General features: G+C 66.0%; 19 protein-coding genes (1 of these 19 only partly in view). 12 read left to right on the top strand and 7 right to left on the bottom strand.

The annotated features are described in order from the left end of the window. Nucleotides 1-12 precede the first annotated feature (12 nt). A complete protein-coding gene (locus tag ACNQR1_RS34500) occupies nt 13-942 on the bottom strand; it encodes a L,D-transpeptidase (RefSeq protein WP_418049990.1) in 930 nt (309 codons plus the stop codon). Nucleotides 943-1,113: 171 nt separating this feature from the next. On the opposite strand from ACNQR1_RS34500, the gene ACNQR1_RS34495 reads away from it, so the two are divergent. From ACNQR1_RS34495 to ACNQR1_RS34480, 4 genes are all read left to right on the top strand, one after another. Continuing rightward, nucleotides 1,114-1,800, top strand: a complete 687-nt coding sequence (locus ACNQR1_RS34495; RefSeq protein WP_418050615.1) for a DsbA family protein — start codon at nt 1,114-1,116, stop codon at nt 1,798-1,800. Beyond that, a complete protein-coding gene (locus tag ACNQR1_RS34490) occupies nt 1,797-2,693 on the top strand; it encodes a cytochrome c biogenesis CcdA family protein (RefSeq protein WP_418049989.1) in 897 nt (298 codons plus the stop codon). The genes ACNQR1_RS34495 and ACNQR1_RS34490 overlap by 4 nt, the downstream gene beginning before the upstream one ends. An 85-nt stretch (nt 2,694-2,778) precedes the next feature. After that, a complete protein-coding gene (locus tag ACNQR1_RS34485) occupies nt 2,779-3,153 on the top strand; it encodes a BlaI/MecI/CopY family transcriptional regulator (protein WP_418049988.1) in 375 nt (124 codons plus the stop codon). Continuing rightward, the gene (locus ACNQR1_RS34480) at nt 3,150-4,088 is read left to right on the top strand and encodes a M56 family metallopeptidase (RefSeq protein WP_418049987.1); all 939 of its coding nucleotides are present in this window, start codon (nt 3,150-3,152) and stop codon (nt 4,086-4,088) included. Before ACNQR1_RS34485 ends, ACNQR1_RS34480 begins: the two co-directional genes overlap by 4 nt. 10 nt (nt 4,089-4,098) lie before the next feature. On the opposite strand, the gene ACNQR1_RS34475 is transcribed toward ACNQR1_RS34480, so the two are convergent. The 3 genes from ACNQR1_RS34475 to ACNQR1_RS34465 form a co-directional block, all read right to left on the bottom strand. Beyond that, nucleotides 4,099-4,518, bottom strand: coding sequence for a DUF5313 domain-containing protein (locus tag ACNQR1_RS34475; RefSeq protein ID WP_418049986.1), 420 nt, complete (start codon nt 4,516-4,518; stop codon nt 4,099-4,101). 56 nt (nt 4,519-4,574) lie between these two features. Then, nucleotides 4,575-5,201 carry a DsbA family protein gene (locus ACNQR1_RS34470; protein WP_418049985.1) on the bottom strand — a complete coding sequence of 209 codons (627 nt, stop codon included), beginning with the start codon at nt 5,199-5,201 and terminating at the stop codon, nt 4,575-4,577. Nucleotides 5,202-5,284: 83 nt separating this feature from the next. After that, nucleotides 5,285-5,884: a TetR/AcrR family transcriptional regulator gene (locus ACNQR1_RS34465; protein WP_418049984.1), complete on the bottom strand. Its 600-nt coding sequence runs from the start codon at nt 5,882-5,884 to the stop codon at nt 5,285-5,287. Nucleotides 5,885-5,977: 93 nt separating this feature from the next. On the opposite strand from ACNQR1_RS34465, the gene ACNQR1_RS34460 reads away from it, so the two are divergent. From ACNQR1_RS34460 to ACNQR1_RS34450, 3 genes are all read left to right on the top strand, one after another. After that, nucleotides 5,978-7,582, top strand: a complete 1,605-nt coding sequence (locus ACNQR1_RS34460; protein WP_418049983.1) for an FAD-binding protein — start codon at nt 5,978-5,980, stop codon at nt 7,580-7,582. An 86-nt stretch (nt 7,583-7,668) separates the two neighbouring features. Further along, the gene (locus ACNQR1_RS34455; RefSeq protein WP_418049982.1) at nt 7,669-8,961 is read left to right on the top strand and encodes a lipase family protein; all 1,293 of its coding nucleotides are present in this window, start codon (nt 7,669-7,671) and stop codon (nt 8,959-8,961) included. 111 nt (nt 8,962-9,072) lie between these two features. Further along, entirely contained in the window at nt 9,073-9,639 is a 567-nt protein-coding gene (locus ACNQR1_RS34450) for a TetR/AcrR family transcriptional regulator (protein ID WP_418050614.1), read from the top strand. Here ACNQR1_RS34450 and ACNQR1_RS34445 read toward each other — a convergent pair. Then, nucleotides 9,632-10,243 (bottom strand): TetR/AcrR family transcriptional regulator, encoded by a 612-nt coding sequence (locus ACNQR1_RS34445; protein ID WP_418049981.1) that lies wholly within the window; start codon nt 10,241-10,243, stop codon nt 9,632-9,634. The two genes, ACNQR1_RS34450 and ACNQR1_RS34445, sit on opposite strands and share 8 nt — an antisense overlap. 66 nt (nt 10,244-10,309) lie before the next feature. Between ACNQR1_RS34445 and ACNQR1_RS34440 the strand changes: the two genes are divergently transcribed. From ACNQR1_RS34440 to ACNQR1_RS34430, 3 genes are all read left to right on the top strand, one after another. Further along, entirely contained in the window at nt 10,310-11,413 is a 1,104-nt protein-coding gene (locus ACNQR1_RS34440) for a hypothetical protein (RefSeq protein WP_418049980.1), read from the top strand. Then, nucleotides 11,410-12,672 carry a sulfotransferase family protein gene (locus ACNQR1_RS34435; RefSeq protein ID WP_418049979.1) on the top strand — a complete coding sequence of 421 codons (1,263 nt, stop codon included), beginning with the start codon at nt 11,410-11,412 and terminating at the stop codon, nt 12,670-12,672. The genes ACNQR1_RS34440 and ACNQR1_RS34435 overlap by 4 nt, the downstream gene beginning before the upstream one ends. Before the next feature lie 63 nt (nt 12,673-12,735). After that, nucleotides 12,736-13,713: a glycoside hydrolase family 6 protein gene (locus tag ACNQR1_RS34430; RefSeq protein WP_418049978.1), complete on the top strand. Its 978-nt coding sequence runs from the start codon at nt 12,736-12,738 to the stop codon at nt 13,711-13,713. A gap of 18 nt (nt 13,714-13,731) precedes the next feature. Here ACNQR1_RS34430 and ACNQR1_RS34425 read toward each other — a convergent pair whose 3' ends face one another. Beyond that, nucleotides 13,732-14,358: a hypothetical protein gene (locus tag ACNQR1_RS34425; protein WP_418049977.1), complete on the bottom strand. Its 627-nt coding sequence runs from the start codon at nt 14,356-14,358 to the stop codon at nt 13,732-13,734. A gap of 84 nt (nt 14,359-14,442) precedes the next feature. Further along, the gene (locus ACNQR1_RS34420) at nt 14,443-15,222 is read right to left on the bottom strand and encodes an SDR family NAD(P)-dependent oxidoreductase (protein WP_418049976.1); all 780 of its coding nucleotides are present in this window, start codon (nt 15,220-15,222) and stop codon (nt 14,443-14,445) included. An 81-nt stretch (nt 15,223-15,303) separates the two neighbouring features. Between ACNQR1_RS34420 and ACNQR1_RS34415 the strand changes: the two genes are divergently transcribed. Further along, the gene (locus ACNQR1_RS34415; protein WP_418049975.1) at nt 15,304-15,786 is read left to right on the top strand and encodes a VOC family protein; all 483 of its coding nucleotides are present in this window, start codon (nt 15,304-15,306) and stop codon (nt 15,784-15,786) included. Nucleotides 15,787-15,791: 5 nt separating this feature from the next. Next, a protein-coding gene (locus tag ACNQR1_RS34410; protein ID WP_418049974.1) for a RidA family protein crosses the window boundary here: on the top strand, nt 15,792-15,836 show its start. It continues 369 nt past the right edge of the window; 45 of the gene's 414 nt are visible here — the first part of the coding sequence; it begins with the start codon at nt 15,792-15,794; the stop codon falls past the right edge of the window.

The raw sequence follows: 15,836 nt of genomic DNA, 5'->3' as shown, positions 1-15,836 counted from the left end.
CGCACCTGCAAGTCACCGCAGGGCGCTGCCGCCGAGCCACTTGTCCCACGGGACGCCCCAGTCGCCGTTCTGCCAGACGGGCAGGGGCTCGCCGCCGGTGTTGTGTACTTCGAATACGTCTCCGGGTTGGGAGAATTCGTAGAACCACCGGCTGTTGTCGGCGTTGACATTCAGGCATCCGTGCGACGTGTTGGTCTTGCCTTGGGCCCAGACCGTGCTGTCGAGTCGGTGGACATAGATTCCGCTGTTGGTGAGTCGCACCGCATTGCTGACCGTCAGCTTGTAGCCCAGCCGTGAATCGACGGGCAGTCCGTAGGTCGAGGAGTCCATGACGACGGAGGGGGCCTTGTCCATCACCGTGTAGACGCCCGGCTGGGTCCAGAACGAAATTGTCTTGCCTGCAATGGTTTCGGAGCCGCCCATGCCCATGGAAGTCGGGATCGTGCGGATCAGCTCGTCATTGCGGTAGACGCGGATCTGCTTGGTGGCGTCGTCGGCGATGGATACGTGAGATTCCCCGACGCGGAACGAAACTCGACCGGCTCCTTGGCTGTCCGCGGTCACGACCACCTCGGTGCCCGGGCTGTAGTAGCTCTGCGGCCGCCAATGGGCACGCTGGTCGTTGATCCAATACCAGGAACCGTCAACGGGCGGAGCGGTCTTGACGGACAGCTGCTTCTCCACGGCCGCACGGTCGGCAACCGGTCCGTCGAATTTGGCCACGATGACGGTGCCGACGCCGTACGTCCCACCGTCGACCAGCTTGGCGCCCGAGGTCGTGGTGAAACTCACCGGAGCCTTCTCGCTTGATGTGGTCAGGGTGTAGGCGGCGCGCTCACCCGCTGGGGTCTCGGCGCGTGAGAAAGCCGCGCTGAGCGTGGCGACGAGGATCAGTGTGAGCGCCGACAAGAGTGGTGCCGGCCACTTCCGGGGTGAACTCACCGGCATCGCGGCGCCTCCCATCTGTTCCTGCGCCCTGGTGACGCGCTGTGCTAGAACGGAATACGTAGCTACGGCGTAGCTACGTAGGTAAGGCTAGCATGGAGGTGTGCGGTGAGTGGACGGCGAGAGCGTGTGAACAAGGACCTGATCGTCATCGGAGGACTTGTTGTCATGGCGGCTGCTCTGATCGCTTACCTGGTCTTACGTCCTGACAGTGATGCCGTCGCCGACGGATCCGCCGCCGGTCCGTCGGTGACATCGCTGGCGGCCGGTGCCGATTCCGCCGGCGGCAGCACCGAGGGCCGCCGCTCCCCGGTGGAGCGTCGCCAGGCGGGTGACCCACTCGCATTGGGTGCTCCCGACGCGCCCGCGGCCCTGGTGGTGTTCTCCGACTATCGATGCCCGTTCTGCGCCAAGTTCAGCCGCGACATCGAGCCCGAACTCGTCAGGCGCTACGTCGATTCGGGCCAACTCCGCATCGAGTGGCGCGACTTTCCGATCTTCGGCCCGCAGTCGATGTCAGCAGCACGCGCCGGACGTGCGGCGGCCGAGCAAGGCAAGTTCTGGGAGTTCAACAGGGCCGTCTATGCCGCCGCACCGGAGCGATCGAAGGCAGACCTGACTGACGAGGTCCTCATCGAGTTCGCCAGGCAGGCAGGAGTTCCCGATATCGGCCGATTCACCGCCGGGATGCGCGGAAATGCCTTCGACTCCGCTATCAACGCCGATCTGGCGCGGGGCACGGCGATCGGGGTACCCAGCACTCCGGCATTCCTGATCAACGATGTGCCGATGCTCGGGGCGCAGCCCACCGAAGACTTCGTGCGCGCCATCGACGGTGCGCTGGCCGCTCGATGAGTGGCATCGGTCTGCTCGGAGCCTTCCTCGGCGGCCTGGCCTCCCTGCTCAGCCCCTGCTCGGCCCTGCTCCTGCCGTCGTTTTTCGCCTACGCCTTCGATCGGGCGCAGCTGTTGATTCGACGCACTCTCACGTTCTGGGTGGGGCTCTGTGTGGTGCTGGTGCCCCTGGGCGCCGGGGTTGGGCTGTTGGGCAGCGCGGTCACACGGTATCGCAGTGAGATGACCGTCATCGGTGGGCTGGTGTTGATCGCGTTCGGGTTGATGACGTTGCTGGGCAAGGGGTTCGGTCTGTCATTCGTGCAACGGATGATGGGGCGGATCAACATTTCCGGCACTGTCTCGGTGTTCGTGCTGGGAGCTGTCTATGGGTTGGCCGGTTTCTGCGCGGGTCCACTGCTGGGGGCGGTCCTGACCATGTCGGCGATGGGGGCCGACCCGGCCTACGGGGCGCTGCTGATGGCCGTCTACGCACTGGGGATGGCGGCGCCGCTGTTCCTGCTCGCGTGGTTGTGGGACCGCTTCAACCTGTCGAAGCGGACCTGGCTGCGGGGGCGGCCGGTACGGATCGGCCCACTGCAGACGCACACCACTTCTCTGCTCACCGGGGCGGCATTCATCGTGCTCGGTGGGGTGTTCCTGTTCACAGACGGAACCGCGAACCTCGGCGGCGTGCTTTCCGTCGACGCGCAGTATGACCTGCAAGTATGGCTGGGTCGACTGTCGTCGAGCGTCAGCGATCCCTGGCTGATCCTGGGTGGGGTGGTCGCACTCATCCTGTGGCGGTCAATTCGGTTGTGGCGGCGGCGCGCCCGGTCGCGAACCCGCATCGCGGAATCTCCCGCCGTGGACGCGGATTCCCGTGCCGCCGGCATCGGAAGCACGGCGAAATGAGAAGAGCAGCTACTATCGCGCTACATAGGTTTGACGCGCGGGGCCGGGAAACGGTGACGGCGCACCTCAGTGGGCGGTAGTGGGTATGGGAATAAAGGGATTTGGCGATCTCGAAGCTGTGGTGATGGAAGTGCTCTGGTCGCGTGCGGAGCCCTCCACGGTGCGCAGCGTGCACGATGAGCTCGTCACCCAGCGCCAGATCGCCTACACCACGGTCATGTCGACGATGGACAACCTGTTTCGCAAGGGGTGGCTGCAGCGGGAGAAGGTAGGTCTGGCCTACAGCTATCGGCCGGTGATGAGCCGCGAGGAACACTCCGCGCAACTCATGCGCACGGTGTTCGAATCCGGCGGTGACAGCGAGCTGATCCTCAACTTCTTCCTCGAGCAGATCGTCGACGACGACTCGACAAAGCTGCGGCAGGCGCTCAAGCGATTCACCGAGGGGCAGTCGCGATGAACGCGGTCACGTTTCTGCTCGGCTACGCGATGGCTTTGAGCTGGCTGGCGCCGGTACTTTTCACCGGCCCGATCTCGGCCGGTATCCATCCCCGGCTCTCGGTAGCGGGCTGGCTGGTGGTCGTCGCCACCGCGTCCTTCGCGTGGGTGGCCGCGTTGGTGATCCTGATCGTGGGCGCCGCGCACAGCCTGATCACTCGCAGCGCACCGACGTTCTGCGTCGAAACACTGGGGATCGCCGGCGCGGTGACGTTGCCGCCCACCGTGGCGACCGTGTTGGTCGTCGCCCTGCTTGCGGTCACCGCGGCAGTGGCGACCAACACCACGCGCCGGGTGGTCGTCACGTTGTACCGAACGCGGCGCGCCAATCGCCGTCACGTGGACGCGGTCCGAATCATCGGCAGGCCTACCGACCACGTGGGCGTCGTCGCCATCACGGCCGACCAACCGACGGCCTACTGCGTATCCGGCGGCCGCCGGCGCGCCATTGTCGTCACGACCGCCGCCCTGGAGTTACTGGATCCGCCGGCGTTGGCCGCCGTCCTGGCCCACGAGCGGGCACATCTACGCGGCCGCCATCACCACATCATCGCGACACTCAGCACGCTTGCGGCTGCGCTGCCGCGACTGCCGTTGATGCGCGCTGCGGCGGAGGCGGTACCGGCATTATTGGAGATGTGCGCCGACGATGCGGCCACCCGCAGGCATGGCCGTGAGCCACTGCTGGCCGGTCTCGTCACGCTGAGCACCCGGCTGCGCCTCCCCGAAGGAGTGCTGGCCGCGACCGGTACCGCGGTGACCGACCGGGTTACCCGCCTCATGCAACCCCGGCGAGCGTTTTGGTGGCACGCGCGGTCGCTGACGACGGTGCTCATCGTCATGGTGACTGCGGCCGCACCTGCCCTCGCGCTCACCATGTGCACCCTCCAGTCCTGACGCGCAGGGGTCAGATGTCGCCGCTGCTGCTCGGGCCGGTGCGCGGTCCGTAGCGTTCGGCGTAGGCCTGGTGGATGTGCGCATTCTTCTTGCGCGACAGCTCGTCGATGAGGGCCGGGTTCAAACCGTGTTTGACGAGCATGTGACGCCGCCACACCTTGTTCAGTGCGTGGGAGAAATACACGAACGGGATGAAGATGGGCACCGTCATGCTGGCGTGCAGATAGAGCGACATCGGGATGAACCAGATCGGCGCCAGGACGAGGAGGGCCGGGATCGCGACGCGCACCATCATCCGAATGGTGGCTCCGGGGCCTGCCAGGTCGTTGGCCACCCAGTCGCGCATCGAGTCGGGCAGCCGCTTGCCGTAGCAATACCCGATGTACTGCAGCGGGCCCGGTTTCGTGCGTGGGGCTTGGCCGGTGGGCATTGCTGAAGGGTAGCGGCCGCAAGACATTCCTCGCCGACACCCTGCCGCCAACATGATCAGCGCGGCAGGCGATCGAGCCAATCGGAATTGCCGTCGACCGATTCGCCGTCGATGACCACCATCGGAACTCCGGAGTCGGGGATTGCCCGCAGCAGCGGCAGGTTGTTGGCGGCGATGAGATGTCCGTCGAAGGGGACGGGTAGTCCCAGCTTGATCATGTCCTGCGCTGACGGCGGTGCGCCGGCGCGATCGGCCAGCCCGGCGAGCTGATCGTTGCTCAGATCGGTCGGGCCTTCCTCCTTCGGCTGCTGATCGGCGGAGAAGATCTGCTCGATGAACTGCCAGGTGACGTCGCTCGACTTCGAGTGATCGGCGACGATGAAGGCTGCATAGATCGCGCGGCTGTCGTAAGTGCCACTGGCTGAGTACTTTTCCAGAAAATTGACGAGCCGAAGATTGATGTGGAGCTTGCCGGTCTCGATGCGGCGGCCGATCTCGGCGCCCTGCTCGCGGACCATCTTTCCGCTGTAGGGGCACAGCGGATCCAGGTAGAGGTCGATCTGGCCCGGCGCGGCGGGGTCGCCGATGGAGAGGGTGTCCCCGGCCGGCGACGCTTCCGCCGCGTACGCGCGTCCGGCGCCGGGCCCCCACAGCAGAACCGTTGCCAGCAGGCTCAGCGTCATCGCGATGGCAATCGAGATACCTCTCGACCGGTGTCCGGATCGGGTTCGCGTGTGGCTCATGGGCTCCATCATGTCTGAACCGATCAGCGTGACGGCGCGAGCCCGTGCTCGATGAGGTGCATGACCTCGCCGGCGACGTCGTCCTGTGTCTTCTCGGAATTGGTGACGTTGTGCAGCATCGCGGTCATCATGATGGCGCCGAAGACGCTGATCGCTGCGCTCTCCGGGTCGGCGAGGTTCCGCAGTGAGCCATCGGCGGCTCCGGCGTGCAGCACTCGGGCGATGGGTTCGTAGAAGGCCTCTTGAACAGCCGACGCGAGTTCGGGCAGTCGAATCGCCCGGCCCAGATCACCGACGAGCGCCTGGGCGGTGCCCGGACGGTTCATGGTGTGCGCAACCTGGACCTGGATCACGGCGGCCAATCGGTCTCTGCCCGGCCCGGGGGCGTCGGCAGCCGAGGCGACATCGCGGGCGAGTGCATCGAGAGAATCCCGGAAGAGGAAGGCCAGGATGTCGTCCTTGCCCTTGAAGTAGTAGTACAGCGTTGCCTTCGGGACGCCTGACGCCTTTGCGATGTCCTCGATCTTGGTTTTCTCCAGCCCGCGGGCGGCGATCAGGTCCGTCGCGGTGTACAGCTTCTCGGCCACCGCGGGGGGCACGGTCCGCCCGGTCTGTTCAGCCACGAGGGCAGTTTACGAGCGTCCTTGCGCATAGCTTGTACTTTGAGTACAAACTATGAGTTTAAGAGTGGCGGCCGATCACTTTCAGGGAGAGTCATGCCAGACGCGCGCACAGTCGATGTTCTCGTGGTCGGATACGGAGCCGCCGGGGTGTGTGCCGCCCTGGAAGCACGGTCGAGAGGTGCCGATGTGTTGGCGATCGACCGCTTCAACGGTGGCGGCGCGACTCAGGTGTCCGGCGGTATCATCTATGCCGGTGGCGGGACCTGGGTGCAGCGACAAGCCGGCGTCGAGGACGATGCCGATGCGATGTACGCCTACCTGCAGGCCGAGGTCGGCGATGCCGTGCGCCCCGAAACGCTTCGTCGTTTCGTCGACACCAGCCCGGCGATGATCGACTGGCTCACCGAACACGGCGTGCCGTTCGAAGCGTCGGTGTGCCCGTACAAGACGTCCTACCCGAACAACAAGTACTACCTCTACTACTCGGGCAGCGAGAATTCCGGCCGCTTCCGCGCCATCACGCCGCCTGCCCAACGTGGTCACCGAGCCAAGGGGCCGGGGGCCTCGGGCAAGAAGATCTATCAACCCCTGGCCGAGTCGGCGGCGACGCACGGCGTGCGCACGCAGTTCCACACTCGTGCGCTCGCACTGTTGACCAACCCGGAGGGCCGCGTGGTCGGCGTGCGGGCCAGCACGCTTGCCGATGCGCCGGCCTGGGTTCGGCACCGCTATCGCGCCTACGCCGAACTCGCGATCAAGCCGGGCATCTACTACCCGCCGCTGCGGGCCGCGATGGAGAAGCTCCTCAACCGTCTGGAGCGGAGGTATGCCCGCGCGGTCGACATCCATGTGCGCCAGGCGGTCATCCTCAGCGCGGGTGGCTACATCGCCAATCGTGAATGGATCGCCGAGCACGCACCGGAGTACCGCGACGGACTCCAGCTCGGCACCAGTGCCGACGACGGCAGCGGAATCACTCTCGCCGCCGATGTAGGCGCCGCAGTCGATCGCCTCGACAACGTATCAGCGTGGCGATTCATCACGCCGCCGAGCGCGTTCCTGGGCGCCCTCGTCGTCGACGAAGCTGGGCAACGATTCATCGACGAGACCCGCTACGGCGCGGCCGTGGGACACGCCATGATTCAGGAGCACGGCGGCCGCGGCTGGATTCTGGCCGATCAGCGGTTGCTCAACGAGGCGCGCGCCCAACTTCCCGAGCAGGCCATCTGGTTTCAGCGCCTGCAGATGGAAGCCATGCTGCGGACGGACCGGGTGTCCGGGGACACCTTGGACGAGGTGGCGGCCAAGGCCGGTATCGATCCGGCCGGCTTGCGTGCCACCGTCGAGGCGCACAACACCGCGGCCGAGGCGGGGTTGCCGGATCCGATGGGGAAGCCGGCTGAGTACGTGAAACCTGTTGAACAGGGACCATTCTCACTGATCGCGATATCGATCAAACGTAGCTTGATCAACCCCTGCCCGATGTTCACCCTCGGTGGCCTGGTCGTCGACGAACTCACTGGGGCGGTGACAACGCCTGAGGGGCAGGCGATTCCGGGACTCTACGCGGCGGGACGCACGGCGATCGGGATCTGCGCCAACTCTTACGTCAGTGGATTGTCGATCGCCGACTGCGTGTTCTCGGGGCGCCGCGCCGCCGAACATGCCGTCCAGTTGGAACCCGCTCCGGCTCCGTGAGCGTCTGAACTGCACGTTTCCGCGATTTCTCTAGCAAGTTAGAGGAAAAGTGGCACAGCAAGACACTTTCTTGTTACTGTCCGGTAATGCGCAACGCCGGGGGGATTGTCGTCGTCCTCATGCTGATGATCGGGTCGCTCGTCGCATCTACCACGACGGCGTTGGCCGACACCGGTGACGAGCCGCAGTACGCAGATTTCTATCTCCCGCCCGACCCGCTGCCGCCAGGTTCTCCCGGCGATGTGATCCGCACCGAGGAGAGTCGGCTCGTGCTCGAGCCGTCCGGTCAGCTGGGCGCGATCATGGCGACCGGGACGCGGATCATGTACCGCAGCACCGATTCTCGTGGTAAACCGAATGTCATCACGGGTACCTACTTCGAGCCGTACAACGACTGGCCCGGCAAGGGGCCCCGCCCGCTGATCGTCTACGCGCCGGGTACGCAGGGGCAGGGCAACCAGTGTGCGCCGTCGCGGCAGTTCAACCAGGGCATCCACTACTCGGGTGGCTGGGACATCATGGTCAACTACGAAGAGGCGTTCGTCGCCACGATGGTGGCCCGTGGTTTTGCCATCGTCATGACCGACTACGAGGGCCTGGGCACCTCCACGATGCACACCTACGTGAATCGTCTGGCCGAGGGCTACGCCGTTCTCGACGCGGCCCGCGCCGCCCAGAAGCTTCCCGACACGTCGCTGGATCCCCATGGGCCCGTGGCCTTCTGGGGATACTCTCAGGGCGGAGGGGCAACGGCCTCGGCGGCCGAGCTTGCCTCTGCCTACGCGCCCGATCTGAACATCGTCGGCACCTACGCCGGTGCGCCGCCGGCCAACCTCAAGGAACTGCTGCCCTACGCCGACGGCAGTGCGCTCGTCGGGGTCGTCGGGTATGCGCTCAACGGCGTCATGGCCGCTTATCCCGAAGCGGCCGATGCCATTCGTTCCAAGCTCACTCAGCGCGGGAAGGACATGCTCGAATCGGTGTCGCGCCAATGCGTGGGTCAGACCATCGTCGATTTCGCTTTCCGTCATCTGCAGCCCTATTTCAACGAGGACATCGGGAAACTCGTCAACGAGGAACCGTTCAGCAGCCTGTTCGACCTACAGAAGCTCGGCCGGTACAAGCCGAACGCGCCGGTGCTGATCAACAGCAACCGTTACGATCCGCTGGTGCCGTGGACCGCCGCGAACCAGCTGGGCAGGGACTGGTGTGCGCAGGGTGCCGACGTCGAGTTCCGCACCAACGAAGAGCCGCCCTTCCTGAACAAACTGGTGATCAACCACGCGCTGCCGATGTTCGTCGATGGCGAGCCGGCCATGCAGTGGATCGCCGCTCGCTTCAACGGGGAGCCGACCACACCCAACTGCGGGCAGTTCTGAGGGCCGCGGCGTATCCGGAGCCGCGGGTGACCGGTCGATACACTGCGGTACATCGCTGAACGCAGGAAGTACAACGCAGCCCAGCGTCGCCGCGAACTGGCCGACGCTGCCATTGAACTGCTCGGGGCACATGGTGCGCGCGGTGTCAGCCACCCAAAGGTCGACAAGAAGGCCGGGGTGCCTGCGGGTAGCACGTCCTTCTACTTCCGGACCCGACAGGCGCTGATGCATGCGATCGCCGCGCGACTCAACGAACTCGACCTCGCCGATCTGTCCCTGCTCACCGAGGCAACTGACGCGGATCCGACGGAGTTCGCGGGCACGCGCGGATTCGCCACCCTCATCATGTATTCGGCGACCGAGCCCTGGCTCACCCGGACCAAAGCCCGCTACGAGTTGGCCCTGCACGCCGGTCGCGACGATGATCTCGCCGCGACGTTGAGCGATTCCGTGGAAGGGTTCTACGGACTCGCTCGCGCCGTCGTCACCGAATGGCATGCCGCCGACGAGAATCCGATGGCCCCGGAAGTCATCGATGACCAGGCCAAGACCCTGTTCTCATTCGTGAACGGGGTGATGATGACCTTCGTCATCGGGCAACCTCTTGTGGACGACGCTGATCAGCTCGATCGGTTGATCCGGGGAGTCCTGGCAGGATGGCCGGTTGGGCCTATCTGACTGCGTCGCTGAACAAGGGCGACGACAGCAGCATGGTCGTCACGTGCTCGACGAACATCTCCCGGTCGGAACCCAGGTTGCCCTCGGTCCATTCGATGAACAGCGAGATGATGGCGCCGAATACGGTGGCGTACTGCATCTTCGCCCGCTCCGGTGTAGCGGCGGCCCCCTCGATCGGAGCAGTGAGCCCGCCCAGCGTCATGGTGCCGATCGTGTCGCGCACAAATTGTCGCAGACCGAGGTCGGCTATGGGCTCTACCAACAGGATTCGGCAGATACGGGGATCGTCCCTGACCAGTTGCGCTGCTGCGCGGACTCCCGCGCGGATGCGTGAGGCCAGATCGGCCGCCGGATCTCCGGCGTCGTTGATGACACGACGCGCATGCTCGAACGTGCTGCGGTACACCTCGCGGAGCAAGTCGTCGGTGTCGGAGAAGCTTTCGTAGAAGAACTTTTGGCTGAGCTCGGCCTCACGACACACGGCGCGCATGGTCATGGCGGACACCCCTTGGGTGCCGACCAGATCCACGCCTGCCCGCAGCAGCCGGGCGCGGCGATCCGCCGACCGCGCATCGGCGGCCTGGCCGCGATAGGGCCTTGACATGTCGCGAGCATAGCGGGCACCATCCAATTTCGGAAGCACCTGCTTCCGGATAGGGGAGGGATGCCCGTGGCCGCGCCCAGTGCAGGTGAACCTCGCGCCGAAGTCACGTCCTGGAACGCATTCGTCGATGGATTACGCACGGCCGGTGAGCAACTCGCGGTCGACACCGCGGACCTGTCGGAGAACGAGCGCGCCGACGGCTTTCGTGCGTTGCTGCGTGCCGTGTCAAATCAACTGGGACGCTTGGAAGTTGATCGGGACAAGCCCGAGTTCGTCGCGTTCAACGGTTGGCGTCAGAAATTCCTGATGGACAACCCCGACTTCCAGTACTGGGTGGCCGATATCAGCGCGGACGGCCGATACCGGATCCGGGGAAACCGGGGCGACGCGTCGTACGTGTCGATCACCGTATACGCCGGTGCCGGCGGTGCCGAGGCGCAGGCCAACGCCCGGATCGACAGTGATGCCATCACTTTCGACGAGGACGGCGGCTACGAAGTGACGGTCGGCGGTGATCGCTCGCCGGCCGGGGATGGGTTGGACCTGCCCAATCGCGCAACCGTGATCTGGGTGCGCCACTTCCACGATGACGCGCAGACCGATCGGATCGGGTGGTGCGTCATCGAGGCGGCCGAGCCGTCGCCGGTCCCGGCGCCGATCGATCCTGCGCGGTTCGGCAAGCAGCTGGCCAAGGCCTCTGTCGCGGTAACGCACCTGCCTCGGATCTGGAGCGCTGCGGCGGCGGCTGATCGCGCCGAACCGAACCAGCTTCGGCATTGGACCGAGATGGCCGGTGGTGCGGTGTACACCGAACCGGCCATCCATTATGTGCGTGGCGGCTGGCAGTTGGGCCCTGACGAAGCGCTGCTGATCGAAGGCGATCTGGTTCCGTGCCGGTACTGGAACATCTTGGCGTACAGCAGATTTCTCAACTCACTCGACTACCGCCACCGGCGGGTCTCCTACACCGGCGCGACGGCGAACCTCGACCGCGGGCGCTACCGATTCGTGGTCTCGGCCACCGATCCCGGCCCGGCCGCCGGCGACTGGATCGACAGCGAGGGCCGCGCGTTCGGAATCATCGTCATGAGGTTCCTGCAGCCCGAACGACAACCCGTGGTGCCCTCGACGCGCGTTGTCCGGCTGGCTGATCTGGCAGGGCACTCATGACCGGATGGGCCGCGCCCACCCGCACACCGGAGGCGCGCAAGGCGTATGCGGCTGCGGAAGAGGATCGGACGGTCCGCCCTGACCGGTACCGGCTTGGCGCCGACGCCGTCGACACCGCGATCGACCGCGGCACCCGCGGTGCAGGCGCCGGGATACTTGGCGAGCCCGACCAGTGGCGTCCGGGCCTGCACCAGTACCTCGCGTCGGCCGAGGAGGACGGACGGCTCAATGCGCTCGGAGCGTTGACCGCGAATCGAACGGCGGCCGGCCGACTGGCGGCCCGCATCGCGATCACCCGGTATCTGCAGGAGAATCCCGCGGCCGATACCCGGCCGCTGCGTCCGCCGATCATCATCACCGGAGGATGGCGCACCGGCACGACCTTCCTGTTCCGGCTGCTCGACCGTGATCCCCGGTTGCGGGCACCGTTGCCTGCCGAGCTGGGCACGCCGTGGCGGTTTCCCGGTGACCTCGACCCCGACGAGCGCGCTCGGCGCCTCGAAGCAGCTGCCGCCGGCCAGTACATGCTGCATGTCCTCAACCCGGCGATGGCGGCGGTGCACGACTCCGGCCCCGGCCTGCCCGAGGAGTGTGTGCTCGGGATGGGCACCACCCTGCGCAACTGGGGATTCGCGGCCACCACTCGGCTGGACAGCTATGCGTCCTGGCTTGCGGGCCAGGACTTCGCGTCCGAATACGCGCAACACCGGCGAATGCTCCAGATCCTCGATGCGGGTGACGGGCGCCGCTGGGTCCTCAAGGCACCGGCGCACACCGCAGAACTCAGCCACGTGATCGCGACGTACCCGGGGGCCTGCATCGTGCAGCTGCACCGCGACATCGTCGAGACCGTCGCCTCTGGCGCGAGCCTGTTCGCGACCTACCGGACCACCTACAGCGACCATGTCGACGGGGCAGACGTGGGCCGGTTTCAAACCGAGCAGACCGAGCTGTGGCTGCGCCGAGCCTTGGCCGCCCGAGCCGCGGCGACAGGCGTGACCTGGCTCGACATCCGGTACACCGACCTGATCGCCGATCCCGAGGCAACGGTGCGCCGCATCTATGCCGGGGCACAGGTGGAGCCGCCGGACATCGCCGGGATGCTCTCCGAGCATCACCGCGCTCAGCCGCGCGACGGCAAGGGCAGGCACCGCTATCGGCCCGAGGAGTTCGGCATCAACCCCGACGAGTTGCGCGAGCGTATGAGCTTCTACACGCAGGCGCTCGACACGTCCGACGGTGGCTGCGCGCGGTCGTGACGCGCCGTCCCGGTGGGCAGCGACTGGCGCTTATCGCGTCGCGCCATTACTTTCCCTGAGGTGATGTCCTCAGCTGCTGGCGCAGTCGCGCGGTTGATCGTCCCTTTTCTGACAGTTGCCTCCGTGGTCGGCGCGGGTCTTGCCGCCGAGCCGGCGCCGACGGTGCGCCTGGCCAGTGATGGCAACCCGCTCGAGGGGCACTCGTTCTACGTCAACCCCCAGTCGAAGGCCGCGCGCGCCGCGCAGGGTGACCCGAGCCCCGAGCTGCAGGCGATTGCCAACACGCCCACGGCGTACTGGATGGACAACGTCTCCAGCCCCGCGGTGGACGCCAAGTACATCGCCGCGGCGCAGGCCGCCGGCACCATGCCGATCCTCGCGTTGTATGGCATTCCTCATCGCGACTGCGGGAGCTACGCCGCAGGTGGCTTCGGATCGGCTGCCGCCTACAAGGGCTGGATCGACGGCGTCGCCGCCGCGATCGGTGGCGGGCCGGCTGCGGTCATCCTCGAGCCCGATGCACTGGCCATGGCCGACTGCCTGTCGGGCGATCAGCGCGAGGAGCGCTACAACCTGATGAGCTACGCCGTCGACACGCTGACCCGCAATCCGGGCACCGCGGTGTACGTCGACGCGGGCCACTCCCGGTGGACGGCGGCCGGCGAGATGGCCAACCGGCTCAACCGGGTCGGTGTGGCCAAGGCACGCGGCTTCAGCCTCAACACCGCGAACTTCTTCACCACCGAAGAGGAAATCGGTTACGGCGACGCGATTTCGGGTCAGACGGGTGGCAAGCCCTACGTCATCGACACGTCGCGCAACGGTGCCGGACCGGCCGAAGGCGAGATGTACTGGTGCAACCCGAGCGGCCGGGCCCTCGGCGCTGCGCCGACCACCGCGACCGGAAACGGGAATGTCGACGCGTTCCTCTGGGTCAAGCGTCCCGGTGAGTCCGACGGCGCGTGTGGCACCGGCGAGGCCTCCGCGGGGACCTTCGTCAACCAGTACGCCATCGACCTGGTCCGCAAGGCGCACGGGTAGCCGATCACGGCAGGTGGCCTACTGGGGTGGGGGAGCCACCTCGCACTCGGCGAGCATCGGTGTCGAGAAGTTGACCGACCCGACACCGCCCAGGGTCATCCCGTTGTCGGCGAGCGTCATCGTCGTCGTGTAGCGGCAGGTCTGATTGACCGTCAGCCCGGTGAGGAACTCGACGTCGTAGGTGTAGAGGAACGAACGCACCAACTGGTTCGCGTCCCACGACACGTCGAGGGCGAAACCCAACGATGACCCGGACCGGGCGTTGAGCAGTCGCGGGCCGACCTCACCGATCCCCGGCGTCAGATAGAACGGGGCACCGTCGAGCTTGGTGCCGGACACGCTGACACTTCTGATGCGATAGCCGGTGGTGCCGGACGGGATGAGTGGGCCGCGCCTGATGTTCGTGCTGAACAGGATCGAGTAGTTCGTGGCGCCGACGATCGCTGTCGTGCTGAAACTGGTCGAGGTGAACTCCTGCGGCAGTTGTGCCGCGCAATTGCCGACCTTGCCGGATGGATCACCGCATTCCTGGGGTGCCGCAAGGGCATCTGGCGCAGCGACCGCGGCTCCGATGATGGGCACCGTGAGCGCGGCGCCGCGGATGAACGTGCGTCGGGAGAACGCACTTCCTGAACGATTCGTCATTGGTCTTCCTCCTTGTTCGCTCGTGCTTACCTGTCTCCAATTCCGAAGCTACAAGGGTGACCAGCGGTTTGGCGGGGATTGCCGCTACCGGAACGAGCCGGCCCCGCCGTCGACGAGCAGCGTCTGGCCGGTGAGGTAGGTGGAGTCGTCGCCGAGCAGGAAGGCCACGACGGCGCCGATGTCGTCGGTGGGATCACCGATTCGCTTGAGTGAGGTGCTCCTGACGACCGCCTCGTACTGCTTGGGCGCCATGTCGCGCAACACTTTCAGGCCGTCGGTTTCGGCGAGCGGGCAGACCACGTTGACGCGGATGCCTTCGACGCCCCATTCCAGTGCGGCGACCTTGGACATACCGCGAATCGCTTCCTTGGCGCCCGCGTAGGCGCCGAAAGAGTGAGTGCCGACCGTGCCCGCGGCCGAACCGAGGTTGACGATGGACCCGCCGCCACCTTTGACCATCACGGGATGAATCGCCTGCATGAGCCGGAAGGTTGCCCGCGGCCCGGTGTCGTTGACCCGCTCGTACTCGTCGGCGGGGATGTCGACGAAGGGGATGGGACCGGCGCTGGCGACGGCGTTGTTGACCAGTCCGTCCACCGTTCCGAATGCGTCGAGCGCGGCGTCGACGATGCGCTGGGCGCTGTCGGCGTCACGTAGGTCGGCCACCACCGACGCCGCGTCGAATCCGGCTTCGGCGAATTCTGCTGTGGTGTTTGCCAGTACGTCATCGAGGATGTCGGTCACGAGCACGCGGGCCCCGCGGGACAGCAGAGCCGTGGCGATGCCTTTGCCGACACCGCGGGCTGCCCCGGTCACGATCGCGACGTGGCCGTCCAGTGAATGCGGATGGCTGTAGGAGGACATTGGGGTTGCCTTTCTGGAGTCGGCCAGATTTGGCACGCTAGCCGATACGCTCAAGCGCTGACGAGGAAGTCGAGGAACGCCATGCTGTCTGATCTACGTTTCTGCCACCTGGTCGTCGGCGTGACCGACATGGATCGGGCGCTGGATTTCTACCGCGGCCTGTTGGGCATGGATGTGGTGTTCGATCAGTTGATTTCCGGCGAGCCGTTCGATGCCGTCCTCCACTCGTCCCGCAAGCAGGAAGGCCGTGTCGTCGGGGGAAGGGTGGGCGGCGTCATGCTCGAACTGGTCAGCCTCGGTTCGACGACCCCGCCTGGACCGGGGAAACGGGGCATCATCGGCAACCAGAACATCGCGTTGTCGGTCACCGATCTCGACGCCACCTACCGCGCCGTGATCGATGCGGGCTTCCAGCCCGTTCAGGAGCCCTTCCCGATCGACCGGGTCCGGATGTTCTTCGTCAACGATCCTGACGGCACCGCAGTCGAGTTCGTCGAGTTTCCCGGTGGCGCCCGCAGCAGCTATGAACTGCACCGGGGCGCAGAGTTCACCGCGGAACCGTAACCGTCATGGCCATCGACCTCGTGCGGGGTTCCCGGCTATTTGATGGCGTG

The sequence above is a fragment of the Mycobacterium sp. 48b genome (genome assembly GCF_048282725.1).
Lineage (GTDB): Bacteria > Actinomycetota > Actinomycetes > Mycobacteriales > Mycobacteriaceae > Mycobacterium.
This window is presented reverse-complemented; position numbering and strand designations above follow the sequence as displayed.

Bases quoted from the DNA above. Each gene is read 5' to 3' on its own strand.
- ACNQR1_RS34490 (WP_418049989.1), top strand. From the start codon at position 1,797: ATGAGTGGCATCGGTCTGCTCGGAGCCTTCCTCGGCGGCCTGGCCTCC.
- ACNQR1_RS34485 (WP_418049988.1), top strand. From the start codon at position 2,779: ATGGGAATAAAGGGATTTGGCGATCTCGAAGCTGTGGTGATGGAAGTG.
- ACNQR1_RS34425 (WP_418049977.1), bottom strand. From the start codon at position 14,358: ATGACGAATCGTTCAGGAAGTGCGTTCTCCCGACGCACGTTCATCCGC.
- ACNQR1_RS34435 (WP_418049979.1), top strand. From the start codon at position 11,410: ATGACCGGATGGGCCGCGCCCACCCGCACACCGGAGGCGCGCAAGGCG.
- ACNQR1_RS34455 (WP_418049982.1), top strand. From the start codon at position 7,669: ATGCGCAACGCCGGGGGGATTGTCGTCGTCCTCATGCTGATGATCGGG.
- ACNQR1_RS34495 (WP_418050615.1), top strand. From the start codon at position 1,114: ATGGCGGCTGCTCTGATCGCTTACCTGGTCTTACGTCCTGACAGTGAT.
- ACNQR1_RS34430 (WP_418049978.1), top strand. From the start codon at position 12,736: ATGTCCTCAGCTGCTGGCGCAGTCGCGCGGTTGATCGTCCCTTTTCTG.
- ACNQR1_RS34460 (WP_418049983.1), top strand. From the start codon at position 5,978: ATGCCAGACGCGCGCACAGTCGATGTTCTCGTGGTCGGATACGGAGCC.
- ACNQR1_RS34475 (WP_418049986.1), bottom strand. From the start codon at position 4,518: ATGCCCACCGGCCAAGCCCCACGCACGAAACCGGGCCCGCTGCAGTAC.
- ACNQR1_RS34470 (WP_418049985.1), bottom strand. From the start codon at position 5,201: ATGACGCTGAGCCTGCTGGCAACGGTTCTGCTGTGGGGGCCCGGCGCC.
- ACNQR1_RS34415 (WP_418049975.1), top strand. From the start codon at position 15,304: ATGCTGTCTGATCTACGTTTCTGCCACCTGGTCGTCGGCGTGACCGAC.
- ACNQR1_RS34480 (WP_418049987.1), top strand. From the start codon at position 3,150: ATGAACGCGGTCACGTTTCTGCTCGGCTACGCGATGGCTTTGAGCTGG.
- ACNQR1_RS34420 (WP_418049976.1), bottom strand. From the start codon at position 15,222: ATGTCCTCCTACAGCCATCCGCATTCACTGGACGGCCACGTCGCGATC.
- ACNQR1_RS34445 (WP_418049981.1), bottom strand. From the start codon at position 10,243: ATGTCAAGGCCCTATCGCGGCCAGGCCGCCGATGCGCGGTCGGCGGAT.